Consider the following 23,354-nt stretch of genomic DNA (forward strand, 5'->3'; position numbering starts at 1 on the left):
AGAATAGTAGATGAGTATTTTAAACGAAACGAACGTGTTATTAAATCAGACAGTTGAAAGCAAGGATGAGGCGATTAAAGCAGCAGGGAAATTACTGGTACAAGGAGGATATGTTGAAGAAAGCTATATTGACTCTATGTTGGAAAGAGAACAAACCGTTTCTACCTATATGGGCAACTTTATTGCGATCCCTCACGGAACAGATGGATCAAAAGAATCCATCAAAAAATCTGGGATCTCTGTAGTACAAATTCCAAATGGAGTCAATTTTGGAAAACCAGATGAAGATAAATTAGTGACCATCGTTTTTGGAATTGCTGGAGTCGGTGATGAACATTTGGATATCTTATCTCAAATTGCAGTGTACTGCTCAGAAATTGAGAATGTAGTGAAACTGGCTGATGCGAAATCGGAAAGTGAAATCGTTCAGTTGTTGGGAGGAATCGATTAAATGAAAGCTATACATTTTGGTGGAGGTAATATTGGACGAGGGTTTATTGGAGAAATTTTAAATCAAAACGGATTTACCGTTGCTTTTGTAGATGTGAATAAAGACATTATTGATGCGTTGAACCAACATAATTCCTACACGATTCATTTGGCTGAAGAAGAAAAATCAACAGTGAAAATTGATAAAGTTTATGGTATCAATAATGGAACAAATCCTGAAGAAGTTGTTGATTTATTTGGCGAAATAGATCTTGTTACTACGGCCATTGGTCCGAAAGTTCTGCCGTATATCGCACCTTTGATTGCTCAAGGAATTCAACAAAGAAAAAAGAGCAACAGTACACAACCATTGGATATCATTGCCTGTGAGAATATGATAGGGGGCAGCAGCTTTTTAAAAGAAGAAGTGACTAAGCACTTAACAGAAGAAGATCTAAGTTATATGGAGAGTTACATTGGATTTCCAAATGCTGCCGTTGACCGGATCGTTCCAGCTCAGACTCATGAGGATGTATTAAGCGTTACTGTCGAACCTTATAAAGAATGGGTAGTTGACAGTGAGGAATTGAAAAATACAGCGTTACAGATTGAGGGGGTTCATTATGTCAAAGATTTAAATCCTTTCATCGAGCGAAAATTGCTTACAGTAAACACAGGTCATGCTGCTACAGCCTACAATGGGAAATATGCCGGGTATCACATGATTGATGAGGCTTTGAGAGATGAAGCCGTCTTACAAGATGTGAAGAGTGTACTGAACGAAACAGGAGCATTGATGATCCAAAAATGGAACTTTGATGCAACAGAGCACCAACAATACATGGACAAAATTTTAAGCCGTTTCAAAAACCCTTTTATTTCGGATGACATTAGCCGAGTAGGCAGAACGCCTATTCGAAAACTAGGGTATGATGAACGATTCATAAAACCGATTCGTGAAGCCTATGAACGTCAATTAAATGTAGAGGCATTGATCCAGACAGTAGCGAAAGCTTTTTGTTACCGCGATGAGAATGATGAAGAAAGTCAAGAATTAAGCCAACTATTTGCGGAAAATACGGTTGCTGAAGTGGTTCGCCATGTGACGAAATTAACGGATGAAGAGCTCATTTCAAAAATAGTTGCCGAGTATGAGAGTTTAGAAAAAAGATAAAGGGAAGGGCGTATATCAAAATGGGATACTCCCTTTTGATATATCGACAGCAACTATTGCGGTCTGGTCGTAAAAAGACACGTCATACGCATGAAAAAATTTAAATAAAAAATAGAATTACGAATCCTCTCGTCTCTGGTATGCTAAAAGAAAAATGCGGAGGTGGGCGACATGAATGAGATTTTCTATCTGCTGAGTGAAGTGGAAGACTTCGGTCTTCATTATGAGAAAGACCTGCTTTCTTTGAACTTCCCGAAATACTTAGACACGCTTTTTAAGCTGTGACTCGTTTGAAGCTTGAAAGTCTGAAGACTGCAGGCTCCAGACGGTCCCATGGCTTTCCGCAAGCAAACCCGTCCATTCCGGAGGAAATTTCACCCCATAGAGCCGCCCCTACTTATTAAGAGAACGTTTTAAAAAGAAGACTTTAATTTTTGAGAGAAAGTATTTTTCATGCATATGACGTGGTACAAAGAGTATTTCTGTTGACAGAGTTTTTTTCGTTTGTTATGATAACTTCAGTTTCGATTAAGTGCGCACTTGATCTAGAAATAAAACTCAAAAAATACTATACAAAGAGGAGGAAACCAAATGTTGATGTTTAACTGTTGTTGTTCATGTTGTTCAAAAAACTCATGTCACCAGTTATCATCGTATGCGGTTTCTTTCTGTTAAATATCCATAGTATGTAAATAACGTACTATTGAGTGATGCGGTTTTCAATGGAAAACTGTATTCTTTTTCAGCTAAACCAAATAGGTAGAATAACGGTGCATGAGAATAACCATTTCTCATGTGCTTTTTTATTTTCGAAGAATAGGAGTGAGTGTATTGGAGAAAGTCAAAAGAATCAAAAAGCCTGGTTTGATGGTACAGGTTTTAATAGGAGCGGTAATCGGGATTTTAGCAGGGTACTTTAGTCCCCAATTAGGAACGGAAACAGAATTTTTAGGAACAATCTTTATGAACTCGATTCAAATGGTGATTGTACCATTGATCTTCCCATTGATCGTCTTGGCAATCGTGGAGATCAGCAAAGCTAAACGATTCGGCGGAATAGCTCTGAAATCATTTGGATACTTTTTTATTGTGACTACAGCTCTTATTGTGATGACCTTATTGATCGGTTTATGGAGCGATGTAGGCAGCGGCTTTTTAGTAGATTCGGTTAGTACGGAAACGTTAAATGGAATAGCAAACAGTATTGATTTCAGAACTTTTTTATTGGGCATTATCCCCAGTAATGTATTTCAAGCTTTTGCAGATGGAAATCTATTGCCGATTATTTTCTTCGGTGTCTTTTTAGGAGTCTCGTTAGTTGCAATTGGCGAACAAGCTAAACCAGTTATTACTTTTTTTGATGCTTGGTCTAAGGCAATGTTTAAAATGGTCAACTATGCGATTGCTCTTGCTCCTATTGGAGTATTCGGCTTTTTAGCATATGATGTAGCTGCATATGGAGTAGGAAACTTACTTTCATTAGGTCAGTTTGTGTTGTGGGCATACATTGCTTATGCGTTAGTGGCTTTTGTAGTTTATCCTTTAGTAGGTTTGTTGTTTAAAGTGCCGTATTTTTCATTATTGAAAGAGACGAGCGATTTATCTTTGCTGGCTTTTTCAGCAGGAAGTTCCAGTATTGTCTTGCCTTCTTTGATTGAACGTCTTAAAAAATTCGGAGTTCCAGAATCTATTGCCTCATTTGTTACTTCTCTAGGGTATTCATTCAATCTTGGAGGAGCGGCTGTTTACACTAGTATGGCTGTTATGTTTGTCGTCAATTTATATGGAGCAACATTGAATGGGACAGATTTTATTGTATTGACGTTGTTTTTGACCATCATCACTAAAAGTATTGCCGCTGTACCTTCTGGAGCAGTGGTTGTCTTATTAGCTTCGGCAACACAATTAGGCCTGCCTCCTCAAGGGGTAGCGTTATTGGTTTCCATAGATTTCTTTGTAAACGCTGGTCGGACGGCTTTAAATGTGGTAGGGAATGCATTAGCTCCAGTGGTGATAGCGAAAACTGAAGGACAGCTTAAAGTGGCTGAGCTGTCAAGTAGAAAAAAATCCGTTAAATCGGCATAATAGAGAATAGGAAATGGAGTGTTTTAGCATGAAAAAAGTATACATTATTCACGAAAATGATGATTGGACAAGACATTTGACGGCTCGTCTTGATGAATTAGCCGTACCGTACGAAAACTGGGATTTATCAGAGGGGATGGTAGATATTCAATCCGCTCCACCAGAAGGCATTTTTTACAACCGAATGAGTGCTTCTTCGCACACTCGTGGCCATCGTTATGCTCCTGAGTTGACGGACAACTTATTGCATTGGTTAGAAAGTTTTGGAGCTACCGTCATCAATGGTACCGGAGCAATTGAGCTTGAAGTCAGCAAATTAAAACAGCATTTAGCATTAAAAACAAATGGTATTACTACTCCAGAAACTATTGGAGCTGTTGGAAAAGAAAATATTATTCAAGCAGCAGAAAAAATGAATCGTTTCCCATTTATCATTAAGCACAATCGTGCGGGTAAAGGATTAGGGGTTCGTTTAATGTACACCATTCAAGATTTGAAAGATTATGTGTATGGACCTGAATTTGAGGATTCAATTGATGGAATCAGCTTGATCCAACAATATATACGTCCAGCTGATGGACACATTGTTCGTTCAGAATTCATTGGTGGAAGATTCTTTTACGCTGTCAAAGTAGACTCTAGTGATGGTTTTGAACTTTGCCCAGCAGATAATTGCCAAATTCCAATTGGAACAGAAATGTGTCCAGCTGAAGAACCGGAAATGTTAACACCCAATAAATTCAATATCAAAGAAGACGGATTGCCACAAGAGCAAATCAATCTGTATGAAGCATTTTTAAAAAAACAACGGATTGATGTAGCCGCTATTGAGTTTATTGAAACAGAAGATGGTCAAACCTATGCTTATGATGTCAATACCAATACGAACTACAATGCAGACGCAGAAGTAACAGCGGGTAAATTTGCTATGTTGGAATTGGCAAAATATTTAAAACAGGAATTAGGAAAAACAACAGCTGTAAATGCGTAACATCCCCGTAACCGGGTCCTGAATCTCATATATCCAGCAAAAGCCTGAACAACCTCAAAGATTGTTCAGGCTTTATTCGTTAGATAATGCTTTCTATGTGCATTTTCTTGCGTTTAAGGGTTAGAATGAAAATAGAGATCAATTATTGAGAGAAGGGGTAATGATGAGTAGAATCGTTTTTATACGACACGGGCAAAGTGAGTGGAATGCACTAAATCAATTCACCGGTTGGGTCGATGTCGGTCTGAGTGAAATAGGGTTGAAAGAAGCTCATGAAGCAGGGGTGAAGTTAAAAGAGGCAGGCATTGAAATAGATTTAGCTTTTACATCTGTTTTGAAGCGGGCAATTAAGACTTGTCATATTGTGTTGGAGGATTCAGATCAATTATGGGTACCGGAAATCAAGACATGGCGTTTAAATGAACGTCACTATGGAGCGTTGCAAGGACTAAATAAAACGGCAACTGCTGAAAAATATGGTGCTGATCAAGTTCAGCTATGGCGTCGTTCTTACGATACGTTGCCGCCGCTTTTAAAACCGGATGATCCTCATTCCGCTTTAAACGATCGTCGGTACTCTCATTTGCAAAAACGAATCGTTCCTATGGGAGAAAATTTGAAAACTACCTTGGCTCGAGTCATTCCATTTTGGGAAGATGAAATTGCACCTGCCATTTTAGATGGAAAAACAGTCTTAGTAGCTGCCCACGGAAATTCTTTGCGGGCATTGGCAAAGTATATAGAAGAAATCTCTGATGAAGACATCATGGAGCTGGAGATACCGACAGGACAACCGTTAATTTATGAATTAGATAAAGAATTAGCGGTCGTAAAAAAATATTACCTGTAGCTTTAATCTTTAAAAGTTGGAAAAAGGCTGTCTCAAAATACGAGGAGATTGATACGGTTTTAGTTTTTTGATGATTAAGCTAGCGACGACTCACTTAGCTAGAATTATTAATAATTTAAAAAACGCATGTTCTTACCAAGTGGGTTATGCTTGCTATTCATTTATTTTATGGAGATGCTGAAAAAAGCATTTGTCCAAGAATAATAAATTTTGAACGCGGTTATAGTATAATTTTATTATACTAGTTTATAGGAAGGAGTTGTAAAATTGTAAATGAAACCTTTAAATTTTGCTCATCGTGGTTTTAGTGGGAAATACCCAGAAAACACCATGCTGGCTTTTCAAAAAGCCTTTGAAATAGGAATCGATGGAATCGAATTGGATATTCAATTAACAAAAGATCAAGAATTGGTAGTGATTCATGATACAACAGTGAATCGGACGACAAATGGCAAAGGCTATGTAAAAGATATGACTCTTAATGATATACGCCAACTAAATGCAGCAAACAAATTTACGAATATTTCTAAAAAAGAACTCATCCCTACCTTGGAAGAATATTTAGAGTGGGCAAGGGATAAACAGTTAGTAACGAATATTGAATTGAAAACCAATGTTTTCGAGTATCCTGGAATCGAAGAAAAAGTCGTTGATTTGGTACAAAAATACAACGTGAAAGATTCTATTCTTTTTTCTTCATTTAACCATTATACGATCCAAAAAATAAAGGAGTTGGATCCTAAACTTAAATGTGGGCTATTGTCTGCAGACTGGATTGTTGATTTTGGCAAGTACACTCGTGACTTAGGAGTAGAGTGTGTCCATCCAGGTTTTTTTATGTTGCAAAATTCTTCAGTACTGGAGAATATTAAAGACAATCATTTAGAGATCAATACTTGGACGGTCAATCAAGAGGAGCATATGAGACCCTTGATTGAAGCTGGAGTAACCAGCATAATCACCAATTATCCTAATTTATTGAAAGCTGTTTTGAATGAGTATTAATTAACTAGGTAGAAGCAACTGTAAAGCAAGATTTGCAGTTGCTTTTTTTTGAAACGTAAAAACAATTGTGTCTTTTTCTATCCGAAAAAAGACCTGATTCGAAACGCAGCACTAGCGGATCTGGATAATTCCAAACATTTAAAGAAAAGAATATTGAGTGAACTTCCGAAAGCTTTCTTGCATTAGACGATGAGTTTAAGTATAGTTCTATTTAATATGGAGAAATGGGAGGAAAAGCAGTGACGAAAAAATTCCTGAGCAATATCATTTGTGTCATGTTTGGTGTTACGTTAATAGGAATTGGCGCAAGTTTATCTATTAAAGCAGCTATTGGCGTTTCCGCAGTTGATGCATTAAACAGCGGAATTAGTGAATTAACAACGATTAAAGTGGGAACGGTTTCTATTCTGGTCAACGTTACATTTGTTTTTGTACAAATGCTCATCCAAAAAAAGGATTTTAAACTTTTTCAATTGATGCAAATACCTCTCTCTTTGTTGATTGGTGAAGTAGTGAATGTCATGATTTATTCTGTACTGCCTTTAATTACTTTAGAAGAATACTATATGAATATACTCTTCTTAGTTCTAGGGAATTTATTTGCTGCATTAGGAGTTGGTTTATGCACGGCTTTAGATTTTATCAGTGTTCCACTAGAATCACTGTGCATGGTGTTAAGTAAAAATACCAGAGCCAGTTTTGGGGAAATAAGACAAAGAGCAGATGTCCTTATCATTGTTGCGTCCGTACTGTTGTCACTGTTGTTCAACGGTTCTTTTTTTATTCGGGAAGGAACAATTATCGGAGCCCTCATATTTGCCCCGATGATGAATTTCATTTATTTAAATCTTCATCGAGTTTTTCCTATTGAGCAAATTAAAATGGATAAAACAATTAAAGAAGCTATCTAGAAAGGGTGAGAGTTGATCTCAGCCTTTTTTCGTTCGCCCAGCATGGGCGAACTCTAACTAATGCATTTCCTAGGCTTCTTTGAAGAACGCCATTGACAAAAGGAAGAGGAAAGACTAAACTTTAATTATATGATAACGATTTCTAAAACCGGTTAACTAAACCGATAAACTAATTAATCAAATTAAAAGAGCAGGTGACGTATCCGAATGGCCAAAAAGAAAGTCACGTTAAAAGATATTGCTAAAGCAGCGAATGTTAGTGGAACAACGATTTCTCGTTATTTAAATGGGAAGTTTGATTATATGTCTGCAGACACAAGACAGACGATTGAAAATGTCATTAAGGAATTGGACTATCGTCCGAGTAATATTGCGCGTTCTTTAAAATCACAAAAGAGTATGTTGTTAGGAGCTGTGATAGCAGATATTGAGAATCCTTTTTCCAACACCATCATTAAAGGACTGTCTGATCAAGCAAATGAACTCAACTATTCCTTGATGATTGCAGTCTCAGACGGATCTAAAGAACAAGAACAAAAACACATTCAGCGTTTTATAGACAATCAAGTAGACGGATTAGTTATAAATACCGTTGGAATGAACGAAGACTATTTAACATCTTTAAAAAACGAGGAAATTCCGATTGTTTTATTGGATAAGAACACTTCCGACAAAAGCCTGGATTGCATCACATCAAATAATTATGGATTGAGTAAAGCGCTAGTTCATCATTTACTTGAAGAAGGATTTAAATCGATTGGTTATTTTGCACCAACGATTGAATCTAACACGGTACAGCTTCACAGACTTCAGGCTGTACAGGATGTTTTAAAAGAACATGAGGAAGTTCAACTGAATACTTACACGACTAACAAAGAAAATGCGGAAGAACTAAGGGATGCCATCAAGGACTTTTTCGTACTTCCAGAACCACGTGTCCTGATTGCGACAAATGGATTGATATTGATGAATGTCTTAAAGGAAATCAATAAAATCGGAAAACAAATTGGGAAAGATTATGGAATCTGCGGGTTCGATGATATTGTATCTGCTTCTATTGTCAACCCGGGAATTACGACGGTCGCCCAAAATTCATATGAATTGGGCAAAGAAAGCGGAGCATTGCTCATTGATAAAATCAATAAAGAAAAACAAGAGAACACTGTGGTATACAAAGAACTGCCAGGAGAATTGAAAATACGCAAGTCTACAACATTAAAGGATGGAGAATAAAAGTATGAGCGATGTAATATTAATTGGAGAACCAATGGGGATGTTTATTGCAAATGATTATGGCGAACTGGAAGAAGGGAAATCTTTCTCTAAAGGAATCGCAGGTGCTGAAGTTAATGTGGGGACTGGTTTAGCTCGATTAGGATACGATGTTAATTTCCTGACTAAATTAGGAAAAGATCCATTTGGTTAATACATTTACAAATATCTTCAAAGCGAGAACATTGGGACAGATCATATTACTTTCGACGATGACTGCAATACTGGTATCATGCTGAAAAACAAAACGAAAGAAGGAGATCCTGTTACGGCTTATTACCGCAAAGGCAGTTCATTTTCCAACTTTTCCATAGAAGACGTGATGGATCTTGATTTTACAGATGTTCGGTTGCTGCATGTTACGGGAATTCCGCCTGCAGTGAACAGAATCACTCGTGGAGCTGTGTATCATTTGATGGCAAAAGCAAGAGAAGCAGGGACTTTTATTACCTTTGACCCTAACTTGCGTCCGGCATTATGGAAAAATGAAGAAACGATGATTAAAGTATTGAATAACATGGCTCGTTATGCAAATGTTGTACTTCCCGGTATTGTTGAAGGGAAAATTCTAACGGGATCCAATGACAAAGATGTCATTGCTCAATTTTATTTAGATATGGGCGTGGAATATGTCGTCATTAAAACAGGATCAGAGGGTGCATTCATTAAAAAACGAGGGGAAGAATTGAAAAATGTCCCAGGCTTTAAAGTAAAAGAAGTGGTTGATACGGTTGGAGCTGGAGATGGATTTGCAGTCGGGATCATCAGTGGTTACCTAGATGGATTGGACATGGAAAACAGTGCAGTTCGTGCTAATGCAATCGGCTCTCTGCAAGTGCAGAATCAAGGAGATAACGAAGGATTGCCAATGCGTGAGGAATTAAAAGTGTATATCGAAGCAAATAGACCTCAAAACTAAAAGTATTATCATCCATAAGAGTTTTCTACTATATGTAGATAGCTCTTATTTGTGTTTAATCTATGGAGGAAGCGTTTTGTTTGCAGCTGTTTAGCGAGAGTTTTATACTAAAAATGGTTAAACATAACGAAGAGGAGAGATAGAGATGGATACGAAACTGAAAGAAATTGCGCAGAAAGCCTTTGATTGCCAACAAGTATGTAATGAGTGTTTTGATGCCTGTTTGGAAGAAGAGCATGTGGGAATGATGGTGGATTGTATACGTACAGATAGAGAATGTGCAGATATTTGTGCTCTAGTGTCTACTTATGTTACCCGTGAAAGTGTACTAACAAAAGAATTGATTCAGCTTTGTGCAACTATTTGCCAAGCTTGCGGAGAAGAATGCGACAAGCACGACCACGACCACTGCCAAAGATGTGCGAAAGTTTGTTTTGAATGTGCAGAACTATGCCGCTCTTATGCAGCATAAAAAAGAAGGAGTTTATTCATTGGCCGTTCTGCAAGGACTGCTGGTGAATAAACTTTTTTGTGTTTTCAGCCTAAAAGAGGCGTTTTTACTTTAGGAATCAATATGGTATATTTAGGTAAACGGTCGATAAAGAAAGGAATATGTATGGAGAAAGTAAAAAAGCCTTCTTACCCTACAACATGGACAGGATTAAAGCCAATACGATTTAAGAAATATCAAAAATGGATCAATCGAGAAAAACCCGGTATTTGTGGGACTTATGTGAGCGCTGCATTAGTAGACGATACGTTCATACATCATTACAGTGCAGAATTGTCTAAAGAAAAATTATTGGCAGGGTTGAGAACGGTTGTGGATGATCGCTTCCCTTATAAAGGGACATTTCCTTGGGATCTACGATTAGGTTTGAGTTATGTGCTAAAAGATATACCAGAATTAAACGTTAAGATGAGTTTCGTCTCGGAACGAAAAGTAGTGGAACTGCTTAACCGTGAAGACCCTATACCGGTGGCAGTAGGTACTGCAAAAATATTCGGCAGCAAGTACAAAAATCATTGGTTGCTGGTTTACGCATATGGATACAATAAAGAAAGAAAGTTGTACTTTAGAGCCTATGATAATCACGGCAAATATTCTGCTATTGTTCCGGCTTCTCAAACATTAGGTTGTGTTTGGATAGAGAAGACAGATTCTTGACATCAGCCTGGCCAATTGAATGAAATAATAAAGGTACTGAGACGATAAGTCTCTAGAAAAGATGCATTCGTAAAATTATTGGAATTTTCAACCAATAAATTTGGGAATGCATCTTGCTTTTTATTTAATTCTTGCTGAAGAAGTTGGATTATTTGCCTTTAGGTCCTTGTTTATTTTGATGGGCCAGTCAGTATATAAGTGATATAGAGAAGGATACTTGGGCCTACCTAACAAAAAGCTGGTATCACAGTGTTAGAATGTGAAGTATTGAGGCTCTACTTAACAAAAAGCTGGTATCTAAAGGTTAAGTCATGAAGTATACCGTCTCAATCTAATCTACCTAATCCTTTACTAGCCACCATCACCAACTAGGAATCTGTTTGGTCTCCATAGCCAACAATTTGAAAAAATATAACAGAATAATCTCAATAGTGAGATCAAAAAATTAAACTTACATAAAAAAGTACTACTTTCATCTCCAAAAAAGAGAGAAAGTAGTACTTTTTTAGTTCAGCATCATTTAAGGTTTGCTGAGTTATTTTGTACCGTTGGAAGCCAAAACAGCTTCTTCACGTACTTCTGCTAAGCGTTGTCTTACGATATCTAAAATAGCTTCAGCATGTTCTGGTTTTTCTAAGTCGTAGTGATCGATATCGATCGTTAAAGTAGCACTCTTGTCGTAACTGTTGAACCACTCATCGTATTGGCCATGTAGATGTTTGTAATAATCTAATAAACCTGCATTCTTATCAATTTGTTCAAAATCACGACCGCGTTTTTCAATCCGTTCTAAAACAGTATCTAAAGACCCTCGTAAATAAATCAACAAATCAGGAGACTTCTTAGGCATGCTGTCTAATTCTTCCATCATGTTATCCAACAAATCAAGATAAGTATCCATTTCAGGTTCGCTCATATTTCCTTCTTCATAGTTGATACGAGTGAATAAAGCATCTTCATAGATTGAGCGATCCAATACATTGTTTTTGTGTTGGAAAGCTGCTTTGATACTTCTGAAACGTGTGTTCAAAAAATAAATCTGCAATGAGAAGGCCCAACGTTTAGGGTCCTCATAAAATTTTTCTAAAATACGGTTATCATCAACACTTTCATAAAAAGCTTCGCTTCCCAGTGCTTCTGAAATCATAGCGGTATAAGTACTTTTTCCTGATCCAATCATTCCTGCCAATACAATCACTGCGTCTTTATCTCCTTTCAATTAACGGTCATCCTCCTAAACAAAGACCGGCGTCTTTATCGTATATTTAACAAAAATTCAGCTTTGCTTAAATTCCCTTATATAGTATAGCATATTTTTTTCTTCTATAAGATTAGATTTTGGTGGTTCTGAAACTTTTGTTTTGTATGATGACGGAAACAAATGAAAGCTGATGGGATCAAGAAGCAAATGTTACGAATATTTGACAAATCAGGGAAAGCTGCATTCGATATTAGAATGTGGTTTTGCTTGATTCAGTGAACTAATGAAGATGATTGGTTTTATTCCAAGCGTCCAAATGGAAGGTGTCCTTTTCATAATTCAATATTGAAATACTGGTATTGTCTAATGGAGGAGCAGAGCGGAGATCTTTTATTTCTTTTCCAAGTAATGACAATAGGGTACACGTGATTGTGATGCTATGGCCAACAAACAAGATATCTTCATTTGGAAAAGCCGTACAAGCTTTATGAACTACATCAGTTCCACGTTTGATCAAGTCTCTATAGGTTTCCCCTTTTATAGAAGTGGGGTTGTATAATTCCGGTCTTTCTCGCAAATGATAAAACATTTCCGGATAATTTTCTCTTAACTCCGGAATAAAAGCACCCTCCCAGTCACCGTAACGGAATTCTCGAAATTCTTCTGTGAAATGAACAGAAAAAGGGTGTTGAAATTGATTGGTAATCAACTCCATCGTTTCTACAGCCCGATGTTGCGGGCTGGCAATGACACGCGGAATAGTTACCATCTGTAAAGCTAGTCCAGTCTTTATAGCATCTTGCTTGCTTTCTGGTAAAAGGGGAGAATCGATATCCCCTCCTTGAACTCGGTCTGCTAGATTATATTCTGTTTTTCCATGACGAACAAAATAAAGTTGTGGCATTGTGATTCCTCCTGTGATGAAATTTAATTTTATCATAACACACTGATGTGAAGTTTAAAAATCGAAACGAATATAAAATAAAAAAATAAAACGAATACATATTTTACGTGGTATCTAACTTATATTGATGTTATATCATGGTTTAAATAAATTTTAATAAATATTGGTATATCTATAAATAATTAAAAAAACGTGTTGAAATAAAATTTCAATGTGGTACTATGGTGTTGAAAAAGAAAACGCTGTAAGGAGGAATGCTATGTTTGGATTATCTGTATTTTTAGGCATCGACCTAACTGAAGATAAAAAACAATATTTAAAAGAAATGAAAGAAGCAGGGTTTACGAGTGTTTTTACGTCATTGCATATTCCAGAAGAAGACGCAGATCAGTACATGCAGAGATTAACGGATTTAGCATCATTAGTCAAAAAATGGGACATGGAGCTGATTGCGGATATCTCTAAAGGTGCCTTAGAAAAATTAGGAATTTCGATACATTCTGCAAGTTCTTTAGAGAAATTGAAACATATTGGTCTTACGGGGTTGAGAGTAGACTATGGATTCACAAACCAAGAAATTGCGTTTATGTCTCACAGTTTGGACATAGCGTTGAATGCTAGTACGATTACGGAGAAGGATGTGGAAGAATTAGTCCAGTATGGAGCCAATTTCCATAAAATGACAGCCATGCACAATTATTATCCAAGGCCAGAAACCGGCTTAGCAAAAGAAGTGTTTCAGCAAAAAAACGTGTGGCTAAATGAAATCGGTTTTACGGTAGCATCATTTGTGTCTGGAGATGAAGAACTAAGAGGACCGCTTTTCCAACATTTGCCTACCTTAGAAGACCATAGAGAACTGCACCCTTTAGCAGCAGCATTGGAATCACTTAAAGATTGTGCAGTAGATGCTGTTTATATAGGGGATCCCACGATTTCGGCGGTAACGTTAGAACAGTTTAAACACTATATACAAGAAGACACGATTCTTTTTCATGTCGAACCAATCAATCACTCGCCGTATTTCGAGCGTATTTTAGGAAAACATCAAAACCGATGGGATCCGGCAAAAGATGTGTTGAGAAGTGCTGACGCGCGATTTAAAGAGATAACTGAAATAGAACCACATGAAACAAGCAGCAGATTTAGAGGAGCGGTAACGTTAGATAACAATAGATACCAACGTTATATGGGAGAAACTCAAGTAGTCGTCCATGAATTGCCGGCAGATGAGAAAGTAAACGTGGTAGCTCAAATCAAAAAAGAAGATTTGTCATTATTAGACTGGTGTGTTGCCGGTAGTCAATTTGAGTTAAAGAATTAAAGGGTTAAAAAGAGGAGAATGACATTGAATTTAGATAAATTAACTACAGAAACCAGAAATCAACAAACGATGAATTTGGACGAGCTGTCCACCAGCGAAGTCTTGCACTTAATGAACGAAGAAGATAAAAAAGTAGCTGCGGCAGTCGAAAAAGAATTGCCTTCTATTTCAAAAGCAGCTGAAGCGATTGTGGCTAGTTTTGAAAAAGGCGGACGTCTGATTTATATGGGAGCTGGAACCAGTGGACGTTTAGGTGTATTGGATGCTGCTGAATGTGTCCCAACGTTTAGTGTAGAACCCACTATGGTACAAGGATTGATCGCCGGTGGAATGAAGGCGATGACAGTAGCAGTTGAAGGAGCAGAGGATTCTCAGACTCTTGGAAAAGAAGATTTGCAAGCTATTGATTTGAATGAAAATGACATTGTTATCGGAATCGCTGCAAGCGGCAGAACACCTTACGTCATTGGCGGTTTAACGTATGCTAAAGCAGTAGGAGCCGTTACAGCCTCACTTTCATGCAATAAGAACGCAAAAATCAGCAAGTATGCAGAATTGCCGATTGAAGTAGAAGTAGGACCAGAAATTTTGACCGGTTCTACAAGACTGAAATCTGGAACAGCGCAAAAGTTAGTGTTGAACATGTTGTCTACCAGTTCAATGATCGGCGTTGGAAAAGTATACCAAAATCTGATGGTAGATGTTAAACCATCTAATGAAAAATTAGTAGAACGTTCAAAACGAATCATTATGCAAGCTGCGGAATGTTCTTATGAAGTCGCTGCAGAAGCATTTGAGGCTGCTGACCAACAAGTCAAAGTCGCTATTGTTATGGTTTTAACGAACACTGCAAAAGATGAAGCACAACAAAAATTAACGGAAGCAAAAGGCTTTGTTAGAAAAACAATAGATTAAAACACATATAAAGGAGGAAAAAAAGAATGGCAAATGCAAAAGAAGAAAAATTAGCTAAAGACATCTACAATCAAGTTGGCGGAATGAGTAATGTTGGGAATGTCATCAACTGTATGACTCGTGTACGTTTAGATATCAAAGACTATGATCAAGTGGATATCGATAATTTGAAAAAAGTAGATGGTGTATTAGGGGTCGTAGAAGACGATACTCTACAAATCGTTTTAGGCCCTGGAATCGTTACTAAAGTAGCGAACCAAATGTCTCAAATGAAAAAAGGGCGTCCCGCTGAAGTCGATTCTACAGGCACAAATTCAGGGAGAGCTGAAGCAGAACGAAAAGCAGCTGCAACTAAATCAGAACAAAAGAAACGCAATAATACTCCATTCAAGCGTGCTCTAAAATCAATTGCGAATATATTCGTACCACTGATTCCTGCATTTGTTGGAGCTGGTATCATTGGCGGGATTGCATCTGTACTCCAAAACTTGATGACAGCTGAAGCTATCGATGCAGCAACTTGGCAAAATATTGTCTTAGTATTAAATATCATCAAAAACGGACTATTTACGTATCTAAACATTTATATTGGTATCAATGCTGCTAAAGTCTTTAAAGCTACGGAAGGACTTGGAGGAGTTGTCGGGGGAATCATTTACTTAACCGGTATGACTCCAGAAGCTCCATTACCCAACATCTTTACTGGTGAACCTTTAGCAGCGGGACAAGGCGGGGTCATCGGAGTCGTCTTAGCTGTATGGCTATTGTCTATCGTTGAAAAGAACTTGCGCAAAGTCGTTCCGGATTCATTAGATGTTATTGTGACTCCGACGATTTCTTTACTGGTAATCGGATTGATTACCATCTTCTTGATCATGCCGATCGCTGGTTTTGTCTCTACTTCTCTCGTAGGTGCAATCACTTGGGTCTTAAATGTTGGTGGAGCATTTGCTGGTTTCGTCTTAGGGGCTTTGTTCTTGCCGATGGTTATGTTTGGACTACACCAAGTCTTGACGCCAATTCATATTGAAATGATTGCTTCACAAGGGTCTACTTTGCTATTACCGATTTTGGCTATGGCTGGTGCTGGTCAAGTTGGAGCAGCCTTCGCATTATGGGCAAAATGCAGAAAAAACAAACAATTAACGAACATGATCAAAGGCTCTTTACCAGTTGGTATCTTAGGAATTGGTGAACCATTGATCTATGCAGTAACATTACCATTAGGTCGTCCATTCATTACAGCTTGTATTGGTGGAGGAATCGGTGGAGCTGTCATTGGATTGATCGGTGGAGTTGGAGCCACAGCTATTGGACCAAGTGGAGTGGCCTTGATTCCGTTGATCGCTGATGGATTATGGTGGGCTTATGTACTAGGTTTATTAGCAGCATATGCTGGTGGATTCTTAGCAACCTACTTCTTTGGAGTACCTGCAGAAGCTATGGAACCAACTGAATTACCGACAACTGAAATTGATGGTGAAACAGTAGTCGACTATTAATCAGTTAAACTATATACTATAAAAGGAAGACTAAAAGGCAACTAGCTGTGATCAGTTTAGGTGCCTTTTTCCTTTAGTCAGATTTGTTCAACTAAAATTGACCTAAGTAAGATTGCTTAAAAGGAGCACACACATGTTAAATAATATCTTATTAAACATTAAAGAGAAAAAGGGTACTTTACCTTTGTCTGAAAAGAAAATCGCGGAATTGATTTTGCAAGAACCGGCCTCTATTATTAATATGAATTCTTCATTACTAGCTCAAAAAGCAGGATCTAGTTCAGCAGCAGTTATTCGGTTCTGCCACTCGATCGGGCTGAAGGGTTTTGTAGAATTAAAATTGCAGCTTTCAGCCGATTTGCAAGGAATCAATGACAATTTATATACAGATATTCTGCCTGGTGAAGAGTTGGCTAAAATCAAAAAGAAATTGCTCGTCAATACAAACCATGTCTTCAAAGAAACCAACAATACGTTAGCTGATGAGGTTGTTTTTAGTGCTACTAAATTATTTTACAGTAGTTCGGTTATTTATCCTTTTGGTCTGGGGGCTTCAAGTATTGTAGCAGAAGATTTTCAACAGAAGTTTAGTCGTATTGGAAAAAAAGTTATTTTTATACAGGATCAGCATGTGTTAGCTACATCATTGGCGGCTTCGGATAAAGACGCTTTATTTTTGGGGATTTCAAATGCTGGAGAAAAAGGAGAAGTACTTGCCTTAACTAAAATGGCTAAATCATTCGGTCTCAAGACCGTTTCACTTACCCGCAATACAGAAAATACATTGAGCCACGAAACAGATGTAGCTTTAAAAACCGCCTTTGCACAAGAACCCCCGTTAAGAAGCGGGGCGACCATTTCTTTATTGACACAAATGTATGCCATTGATATATTGTTTTATGCTTATGTCACCAATTATTATGAATCGAGCTTGGAAAATCTGGAAAAATCAAAAGAAGCGATCAATCATTTATATAAACAATATGACTTTTGATGAATCGTTTGGAAAAATCATACAATATAAAAGCCAAGAATCAAGGATAAGCCTTGATTCTTGGCTTTTTACATTAATACATTTAATAATTAAAAAGTTTTGTTTGAGTTTTAGGACCGCAATTGCCGTCATTTTTCAGATTGTGATCTTTTTGGAATTGATTGATGGCGGCAGTTGTTTTAGGACCGTATTTTTTATCTAAGGAGCCCACATTGGTATATCCTTTGCAATAAAGCATTGCTTGGACGGCGTAAACGTCCCAACCTTCGTCATTCGGTAAAAGAGCACGAGCCGTTTGTGATATTTCACCGCTCCAGATACCGCTTGGGTATAAACCGACAGCCCGTTGAAACAATTGAAGAATCGCTTTTTTAGTATCAGGCCCGGCTGAACCGTCAGGCGAAGTGCCGACAGTCCGTTGGATTTGTTGGATAATCTGCGTTTTATTCAATGTCAGTTGTTGTTGGGTGATTTTTAATTCCTGACCTAAATAAATCACCTCAGAAGGGAGCTGGTTGACAGTCTTTAACCAACTGATTGTAGTAGCATATTTTTTTGCTATTCCCCAAAGCGAATCGCCTCTTTTGACAATATGGGTGAGATAATCAACAATATGTTCTTCTTTAGGCTTTGTCTTTTTTTCAACGTCAGCGGCAAACTGAGTTAAAGAGATTCCGAAACCAGCTAAATAATTGTCTGGATCTGTATGAGTGGTTCCGCCTAAATGTTGGGTTACCCAATGGTGAGTTTTAATCCCTTTATCTTTAAGTGTTTTTCCCGTATTCAATGTTACAGGGATAGAAGCTTGCGCAGCCAGTGTTCTCAATAGCCAGATATATGCAGCGTAATCTTTTTTAAATTGTTCTTTGTCCGTTGTGCGGGCTAGTTCAACTTGAGCGTAAGCATAAGGATTGGCATTTGCACCAGCACCGTATTGCATAAGATTTGTCTGAGCCAGTTGGACGATCTTTCCTCCAGCTCCAACCCAATGACTTGTATAGGCTCCGCCTTCCCTAGCATTACGTGACATATATTGGATTTCATTTTTTAAAGCGTCTGGCCCTGTGTTTTTTGGGTTTCCTGATTCGTGGGCGATAATAAAGCGAATGTCTTTTAACGGTTTTTGTTTGAGATTAAGAAGTTGCTTTTCTATGGGATATGTCATAATTTCCTCCTGTTCATATAAGCAATAAAGTAAATCAGCTTAGAGCAGCTTTTTAAAGACAAAAGACCAGACCAATATTGATTGGTCCAGCCTGTTGTAGGGACGAGTTTATTCAGGACTTATTATTTCTTTAACAAATGGTCATTATTCAGTTTCAAAAATATCTGTTAAGATACGTTCGACATAACGAGCAGAAAGTCTTCCCGCGTAAGGATTAACCCCATCTATATCAAACATATTCAAATGAATGATTTTATCCATAGCTTGTTGAGCAGTTTCTGGGGATAGATCGAGAATAGGGTCTTTCACACTCATTGTTTTAGTTTTACCAGCACTGGTGCTGAATTTTAGCTCTAATGTTTTTGTCATTGTTTATTCCTCCTTTTAATGAGTTGAGTTGGTTTAGCGAGTATATTTATACTCTTCTACAATTACTGTATGTCCTAGCGGTAATTCAGACAAAGATTCGATAGCATCTGTAAATTCAGCTACTTGAGATTCATTTACATCTGCAATAATATTTGGGTAGCTTCGACGAATAAAATCCTCGTTCTCAATATCTTCAAAATAGACTTCGATAGCTCCTTTGCTCCATTCTTTTTGCATGTGGTCTTCCTCCTTTAATTAGTGTTGTAAGGTTGTCATGACTGCTTACATTTTTAATAACGCAAAAGTAAAAAGATGTGTTACTACCTATTCTTTCCAAGATAAAAAAATAAAAAGGGCGTCCTCCACACTGAACAGAGATGCAACTTGTATTGGTGTTGTAAGTCATCTTCTTTGAACAGACTAAAGGTTTTTGATATGATTATTTTGAAAATAGGACAACTGTTTTATGATCAAACAATCAACTAGTTTCTAAAATAAATTGGAGCGTGAGAAGCATGCAAAGAAAAATAGAAGGAACCTATCAAAGCTCAAAAGAAGTATTAGCAGCAGTAGAAAGATTGTTGAATGAAGGATACAAGGGAGAGGAAATTGTTGTTATTACAGATAACAACTCTAATCATCAAAAAGAATTAGATGATATGTCATTAATTGAAGTTGATGCAGTTGATCCGAACGAAGGATTGTCTTTCTGGGATAAAGCTAAAGAGATGTTGAGCTTTGGCAATTATGATGTAGATGAGTCTCATAGTCCACTGACTGAATATGGTGTTGAGGATGCAGAAGCTCAAAGGCATAATGAAGCATTGAGAAATGGCGAGATTCTAATATTGGTCAATAAAGAAGTGCCAAAAAATATCAAAGATGTTGCTGAAGATAATGGATCTAGTGACATCAAAAAAGTCTCCAATCACCAGGATGAGTCATTAGAAAACACTAGAGAAGAAATGAAAGAAGAATATGAGCCTGCTCCTGGCGACAAGGAGACTTTTGATCCCAGCAAAGCTCAATCTTCTCGAGAAGATAAACACTTTGACGATGCATTAAAAGATAATAAAGGTGAGGAGTCGGATATTATGAATAACAATGAAAATAATAATCGTTTGGATGATGAACAAGCACCGCAATTAACAGGCGATGAAACAAGCGTTACTTTAGATGAAGGAACGCATGAATATCCTGATAAAGTAAATACCGGCTATACTGAAGGATCTACTGAAAAACCCGCACTATCACCTTTAAATGCAGAAGAAAAAGAAGAAAAATCACCTTCAGAAAACACAGAACAACCAGAAAGTGATGCTTATTACAACGATGAGTACCAAGATGCTGGCGGCAAAACGATCGAAGATGACGAAAGAAAGAACTAAAAGAATCGTTTAAAAATATATACAGTTAACTATATAAAGCAAACGGGAAGCTAGAACCAAAATGTTCTAGCTTCTTTTTTTTATCTTATGGAGAGATTCTGTACCTTATTTTGGTTCTTCATCTTCTAATGTTGGTAAAGAAATTTCCTCCGACCTATGGGGCTGCTGATGGAAAATCATGTGAACACCTTGGTGCTGACTCCTAAAAGGTAGAGATTTTATTATGCAGCTTATTGGTTGATTTAAGTTTGTTATTTAACCGAATCAAGCCGGCTAATTTTGTTCTTAATGTTTAAACGGAATTTTTCATCAAGGAAGTATTAGCCTTGATGTTTAAAGCGCGTTTTTCATCAAGGCAGTATTAGCCTTGATGTTCAAAGCGTATTTTTCATCAAGGAAGTATTAGCCTTGATGTTTAAAGCGTATTTTTCATCAAGGCAGTTTTATCCTTGATGTTCAAAGTGCGTTTTTCATCAAGGCAGTATTAGCCTTGATGTTTAAAGCGAATTTTTCATCAAGGAAGTATTAGCCTTGATGTTTAAAGCGAATTTTTCATCAAGGAAGTATTAGCCTTGATGTTTAAAGCAAATTTTTCATCAAGGAAGTATTAGCCTTGATGTTCAAAGTGCGTTTTTCATCAAGGCAGTTTTATCCTTGATGTTCAAAGTGCGTTTTTCATCAAGGAAGTATTAGCCTTGATGTTTAAAGCGAATTTTTCATCAAGGAAGTATTAGCCTTGATGTTTAAAGCGAATTTTTCATCAAGGAAGTATTAGCCTTGATGTTCAAAGTGCGTTTTTCATCAAGGAAGTATTAGCCTTGATGTTCAAAGCGTGTTATTCATCAAGGAAGTATTAGCCTTGATGTTCAAAGCGTGTTATTCATCAAGGAAGTATTAGCCTTGATGTTCAAAGTGGATTTTTCATCAAGGAAGTATTAGCCTTGATGTTCAAAGTGTGTTTTTCATCAAGGCGGTATTAGCCTTGATGTTTAAACCGTGGCTCAAGACTTGCATCTTTCTTCATGGCTATGCAACCCGATATTCCTCCATAAATTTCTAGAAAATGAGTTTCTAATCGGTTTAGAGTTGAAAAAATGTATTTTCTACTTACCAACATCAAATAGTGTAGAATCCTTATTTTCGAGCGTCTTTTTTGTATCTAACCCTTCTTTTTGATATCTTTATGGTGAATAGATTTGAAAATGCATTCATTAAAAAGAAACATCCATTAAAGTTAGAGAGGTTGGAAATGAATATGTCAAATGATGAGCTAAGATCTCAAGAGCCAAAAAAAGATTATCTGATGAGTGACGCTACGGCAGATGTTCCACAAGAAATTGAAGTCGAGGACCCAAACTATAAACCCGCAGAAAAGTTAAAGGGGAAAAATACGATTGTAACGGGTGGCGACAGCGGTATTGGCCAAGCCACAGCGATTGCATTTGCAAAAGAAGGCGCAAATGTGGCGATCGTTTATTACGAAAACGATGAGGATGCTGACAAAACCAAAAATCGTTTGGAAGAAATTGGGGTACAGGCGTTAGCCTTTAAAGGTGATGTAGGAAATGAAGAATTCGCAAAAGATGTTGTAAAACAAGTAGCAGATGCTTGGGGGCAAATAGATGTTCATGTCAATCATGCAGGTGAACAGCATGTTCAAGAAAAACTGCAAGATGTAACGGCTGAACAAATTGATCGGACATTCCGTACTAATGTATACAGCATGTATTATTTTGTAAAAGCTGTTTATCCTCATATGCCAAAAGGAGGATCCATTATCAACACCGCTTCTATTACAGCTTATCAAGGAAATCCTCTTTTCCTTGATTACTCAGCTACAAATGGGGCAATAGTCAGTTTTACCAGATCACTATCACAACATCCTGAAATCCTAGAGAAAGAAATTCGAGTAAATGGAGTAGCTCCAGGTCCAATTATGACACCAATGATTCCTGCTACATTTGATGAAGAAAAATTAAAAACTTGGGGTAAAAGTGGTCCTTTCGGCAGACCTGGCAAAGCCTATGAATTAGCAGGAGCTTATGTATACTTAGCTTGTTCCGATTCAAGTTATGTATCCGGACAAGTGTTACATGTAGATGGGGGAGAATTTACCACTAGCTAATTAAAGGAACGCAAGGAGGATGGTTATGGGAAAAAGAATAGAAGGTTCATACACTTCAATAGAAGAAACCATACAAGCAGTGCGGCGGTTATTGAACGAAAGTTACTATTTATCGGGAGATATTACTATCATCACAAATCAGAGAAATCGGGAAAATTTAGAAGAGCTGACTTCGGTACAAGTAGATAAAGTAGCGACGGTAGAAGACAAATCAACATGGAATCGATTCAAAAGTATGTTCTCTGCTTCAAATGAGGAAGCCACTTTAGAACAATATGGAATTGAAATGCATGATGCAGTTAAATTTGAAGAGGACTTAACAAGTGGAAAATACATTATTATTGTTGAAGAAGATAAAATTTTGAACGATAGTCTGAACAATCCGGTAACGAGCATAGCTGATGCGGTTGTTGAAGCAAGAGATGAGAGCTCTTCTGATGACCAGACCCCAGAAGTCAAAGAAGCTAAAAAAATCAGACCTGAACAAGAAACGATCGTAGGAAATGAAGAAGATCCTTTATTAGATGGTTCAGTAGACAGAGGTCCAATATATGGAATAGTGGAGGATGATCCTAATAAAGAGACGCTAAACGATAATTAAAACTGAGTGTTTTTATTTAGCTTGTTGGGCAGTTACTGCCCAACAAGCTTTTTATATATCAT

The 23,354-nt window shown here is 37.4% G+C and carries 22 protein-coding genes and 1 pseudogene; 18 read left to right on the top strand and 5 right to left on the bottom strand.

Annotated features, from left to right (window positions below):
* Window positions 1-10: 10 nt before the first annotated feature.
* The 11 genes and pseudogenes from ACEN4L_RS08475 to ACEN4L_RS08525 all read left to right on the top strand — a co-directional run bounded on the left by ACEN4L_RS08475 (window position 11) and on the right by ACEN4L_RS08525 (window position 10,804).
* A complete protein-coding gene (locus ACEN4L_RS08475; protein WP_407096920.1) occupies window positions 11-451 on the top strand; it encodes a PTS sugar transporter subunit IIA in 441 nt (146 codons plus the stop codon).
* Complete coding sequence (locus ACEN4L_RS08480) at window positions 452-1,603, top strand: mannitol-1-phosphate 5-dehydrogenase (protein WP_407096921.1); 1,152 nt, start codon at window positions 452-454, stop codon at window positions 1,601-1,603.
* 822 nt (window positions 1,604-2,425) lie between these two features.
* Window positions 2,426-3,688, top strand: coding sequence for a dicarboxylate/amino acid:cation symporter (locus ACEN4L_RS08485; protein ID WP_407096922.1), 1,263 nt, complete (start codon window positions 2,426-2,428; stop codon window positions 3,686-3,688).
* A 28-nt stretch (window positions 3,689-3,716) separates the two neighbouring features.
* On the top strand, window positions 3,717-4,679 hold the full coding sequence (locus ACEN4L_RS08490; protein WP_407096923.1) for a RimK family alpha-L-glutamate ligase: 963 nt from the start codon (window positions 3,717-3,719) through the stop codon (window positions 4,677-4,679).
* A gap of 163 nt (window positions 4,680-4,842) precedes the next feature.
* Complete coding sequence (gpmA, locus tag ACEN4L_RS08495; RefSeq protein WP_407096924.1) at window positions 4,843-5,529, top strand: 2,3-diphosphoglycerate-dependent phosphoglycerate mutase; 687 nt, start codon at window positions 4,843-4,845, stop codon at window positions 5,527-5,529.
* Between the two features lie 273 nt (window positions 5,530-5,802).
* Window positions 5,803-6,534, top strand: coding sequence for a glycerophosphodiester phosphodiesterase (locus ACEN4L_RS08500; RefSeq protein WP_407096925.1), 732 nt, complete (start codon window positions 5,803-5,805; stop codon window positions 6,532-6,534).
* A 239-nt stretch (window positions 6,535-6,773) separates the two neighbouring features.
* Window positions 6,774-7,445, top strand: a complete 672-nt coding sequence (locus ACEN4L_RS08505) for a YczE/YyaS/YitT family protein (RefSeq protein ID WP_407096926.1) — start codon at window positions 6,774-6,776, stop codon at window positions 7,443-7,445.
* A 207-nt stretch (window positions 7,446-7,652) separates the two neighbouring features.
* Entirely contained in the window at window positions 7,653-8,678 is a 1,026-nt protein-coding gene (locus ACEN4L_RS08510) for a LacI family DNA-binding transcriptional regulator (protein WP_407096927.1), read from the top strand.
* Between the two features lie 4 nt (window positions 8,679-8,682).
* A pseudogene (locus ACEN4L_RS08515) lies at window positions 8,683-9,636 on the top strand (sugar kinase).
* Window positions 9,637-9,781: 145 nt separating this feature from the next.
* Window positions 9,782-10,108, top strand: a complete 327-nt coding sequence (locus tag ACEN4L_RS08520; protein ID WP_407096928.1) for a four-helix bundle copper-binding protein — start codon at window positions 9,782-9,784, stop codon at window positions 10,106-10,108.
* A gap of 144 nt (window positions 10,109-10,252) precedes the next feature.
* On the top strand, window positions 10,253-10,804 hold the full coding sequence (locus ACEN4L_RS08525) for a dihydrolipoamide dehydrogenase (protein WP_407096929.1): 552 nt from the start codon (window positions 10,253-10,255) through the stop codon (window positions 10,802-10,804).
* Between the two features lie 535 nt (window positions 10,805-11,339).
* On the opposite strand, the gene ACEN4L_RS08530 is transcribed toward ACEN4L_RS08525, so the two are convergent.
* Entirely contained in the window at window positions 11,340-12,023 is a 684-nt protein-coding gene (locus tag ACEN4L_RS08530) for a deoxynucleoside kinase (protein ID WP_407096930.1), read from the bottom strand.
* 262 nt (window positions 12,024-12,285) lie between these two features.
* On the bottom strand, window positions 12,286-12,909 hold the full coding sequence (locus ACEN4L_RS08535) for a histidine phosphatase family protein (protein ID WP_407096931.1): 624 nt from the start codon (window positions 12,907-12,909) through the stop codon (window positions 12,286-12,288).
* A 259-nt stretch (window positions 12,910-13,168) separates the two neighbouring features.
* On the opposite strand from ACEN4L_RS08535, the gene ACEN4L_RS08540 reads away from it, so the two are divergent.
* The 4 genes from ACEN4L_RS08540 (at window position 13,169) to ACEN4L_RS08555 (ending at window position 17,644) form a co-directional block, all read left to right on the top strand.
* The gene (locus tag ACEN4L_RS08540) at window positions 13,169-14,233 is read left to right on the top strand and encodes a DUF871 domain-containing protein (protein WP_407096932.1); all 1,065 of its coding nucleotides are present in this window, start codon (window positions 13,169-13,171) and stop codon (window positions 14,231-14,233) included.
* 18 nt (window positions 14,234-14,251) lie between these two features.
* A complete protein-coding gene (gene murQ, locus ACEN4L_RS08545) occupies window positions 14,252-15,148 on the top strand; it encodes an N-acetylmuramic acid 6-phosphate etherase (RefSeq protein ID WP_407096933.1) in 897 nt (298 codons plus the stop codon).
* Window positions 15,149-15,174: 26 nt separating this feature from the next.
* Window positions 15,175-16,650 (top strand): PTS transporter subunit EIIC, encoded by a 1,476-nt coding sequence (locus ACEN4L_RS08550; RefSeq protein WP_407096934.1) that lies wholly within the window; start codon window positions 15,175-15,177, stop codon window positions 16,648-16,650.
* 133 nt (window positions 16,651-16,783) lie between these two features.
* Entirely contained in the window at window positions 16,784-17,644 is an 861-nt protein-coding gene (locus tag ACEN4L_RS08555) for a MurR/RpiR family transcriptional regulator (RefSeq protein WP_407096935.1), read from the top strand.
* A gap of 82 nt (window positions 17,645-17,726) precedes the next feature.
* Here the strand turns inward: ACEN4L_RS08555 and ACEN4L_RS08560 are convergent, their stop codons facing one another.
* The 3 genes from ACEN4L_RS08560 to ACEN4L_RS08570 all read right to left on the bottom strand — a co-directional run bounded on the left by ACEN4L_RS08560 (window position 17,727) and on the right by ACEN4L_RS08570 (window position 19,415).
* Window positions 17,727-18,809, bottom strand: a complete 1,083-nt coding sequence (locus ACEN4L_RS08560; RefSeq protein WP_407096936.1) for a peptidoglycan-binding protein — start codon at window positions 18,807-18,809, stop codon at window positions 17,727-17,729.
* A 144-nt stretch (window positions 18,810-18,953) separates the two neighbouring features.
* Complete coding sequence (locus tag ACEN4L_RS08565; protein WP_407096937.1) at window positions 18,954-19,178, bottom strand: DUF2922 domain-containing protein; 225 nt, start codon at window positions 19,176-19,178, stop codon at window positions 18,954-18,956.
* A 33-nt stretch (window positions 19,179-19,211) separates the two neighbouring features.
* On the bottom strand, window positions 19,212-19,415 hold the full coding sequence (locus ACEN4L_RS08570; protein WP_407096938.1) for a hypothetical protein: 204 nt from the start codon (window positions 19,413-19,415) through the stop codon (window positions 19,212-19,214).
* A 278-nt stretch (window positions 19,416-19,693) separates the two neighbouring features.
* Between ACEN4L_RS08570 and ACEN4L_RS08575 the strand changes: the two genes are divergently transcribed.
* The 3 genes from ACEN4L_RS08575 (at window position 19,694) to ACEN4L_RS08585 (ending at window position 23,292) form a co-directional block, all read left to right on the top strand.
* Window positions 19,694-20,566 (top strand): general stress protein, encoded by an 873-nt coding sequence (locus ACEN4L_RS08575; RefSeq protein WP_407096939.1) that lies wholly within the window; start codon window positions 19,694-19,696, stop codon window positions 20,564-20,566.
* 1,249 nt (window positions 20,567-21,815) lie between these two features.
* Window positions 21,816-22,691: an SDR family oxidoreductase gene (locus ACEN4L_RS08580; protein ID WP_407096940.1), complete on the top strand. Its 876-nt coding sequence runs from the start codon at window positions 21,816-21,818 to the stop codon at window positions 22,689-22,691.
* Window positions 22,692-22,716: 25 nt separating this feature from the next.
* Window positions 22,717-23,292, top strand: a complete 576-nt coding sequence (locus ACEN4L_RS08585; RefSeq protein WP_407096941.1) for a general stress protein — start codon at window positions 22,717-22,719, stop codon at window positions 23,290-23,292.
* Window positions 23,293-23,354 lie beyond the last annotated feature (62 nt).

The organism is Desemzia sp. FAM 23988, from assembly GCF_045528365.1.
Classification (GTDB): domain Bacteria; phylum Bacillota; class Bacilli; order Lactobacillales; family Carnobacteriaceae; genus Desemzia.

Coding starts and splice junctions, on each gene's coding strand:
- ACEN4L_RS08475 (WP_407096920.1), top strand. CDS start 11: ATGAGTATTTTAAACGAAACGAACGTGTTATTAAATCAGACAGTTGAA.
- ACEN4L_RS08480 (WP_407096921.1), top strand. CDS start 452: ATGAAAGCTATACATTTTGGTGGAGGTAATATTGGACGAGGGTTTATT.
- ACEN4L_RS08490 (WP_407096923.1), top strand. CDS start 3,717: ATGAAAAAAGTATACATTATTCACGAAAATGATGATTGGACAAGACAT.
- gpmA (WP_407096924.1), top strand. CDS start 4,843: ATGAGTAGAATCGTTTTTATACGACACGGGCAAAGTGAGTGGAATGCA.
- ACEN4L_RS08500 (WP_407096925.1), top strand. CDS start 5,803: ATGAAACCTTTAAATTTTGCTCATCGTGGTTTTAGTGGGAAATACCCA.
- ACEN4L_RS08510 (WP_407096927.1), top strand. CDS start 7,653: ATGGCCAAAAAGAAAGTCACGTTAAAAGATATTGCTAAAGCAGCGAAT.
- ACEN4L_RS08520 (WP_407096928.1), top strand. CDS start 9,782: ATGGATACGAAACTGAAAGAAATTGCGCAGAAAGCCTTTGATTGCCAA.
- ACEN4L_RS08525 (WP_407096929.1), top strand. CDS start 10,253: ATGGAGAAAGTAAAAAAGCCTTCTTACCCTACAACATGGACAGGATTA.
- ACEN4L_RS08535 (WP_407096931.1), bottom strand. CDS start 12,909: ATGCCACAACTTTATTTTGTTCGTCATGGAAAAACAGAATATAATCTA.
- ACEN4L_RS08540 (WP_407096932.1), top strand. CDS start 13,169: ATGTTTGGATTATCTGTATTTTTAGGCATCGACCTAACTGAAGATAAA.
- murQ (WP_407096933.1), top strand. CDS start 14,252: ATGACATTGAATTTAGATAAATTAACTACAGAAACCAGAAATCAACAA.
- ACEN4L_RS08550 (WP_407096934.1), top strand. CDS start 15,175: ATGGCAAATGCAAAAGAAGAAAAATTAGCTAAAGACATCTACAATCAA.
- ACEN4L_RS08555 (WP_407096935.1), top strand. CDS start 16,784: ATGTTAAATAATATCTTATTAAACATTAAAGAGAAAAAGGGTACTTTA.
- ACEN4L_RS08560 (WP_407096936.1), bottom strand. CDS start 18,809: ATGACATATCCCATAGAAAAGCAACTTCTTAATCTCAAACAAAAACCG.
- ACEN4L_RS08565 (WP_407096937.1), bottom strand. CDS start 19,178: ATGACAAAAACATTAGAGCTAAAATTCAGCACCAGTGCTGGTAAAACT.
- ACEN4L_RS08570 (WP_407096938.1), bottom strand. CDS start 19,415: ATGCAAAAAGAATGGAGCAAAGGAGCTATCGAAGTCTATTTTGAAGAT.
- ACEN4L_RS08575 (WP_407096939.1), top strand. CDS start 19,694: ATGCAAAGAAAAATAGAAGGAACCTATCAAAGCTCAAAAGAAGTATTA.
- ACEN4L_RS08580 (WP_407096940.1), top strand. CDS start 21,816: ATGAATATGTCAAATGATGAGCTAAGATCTCAAGAGCCAAAAAAAGAT.
- ACEN4L_RS08585 (WP_407096941.1), top strand. CDS start 22,717: ATGGGAAAAAGAATAGAAGGTTCATACACTTCAATAGAAGAAACCATA.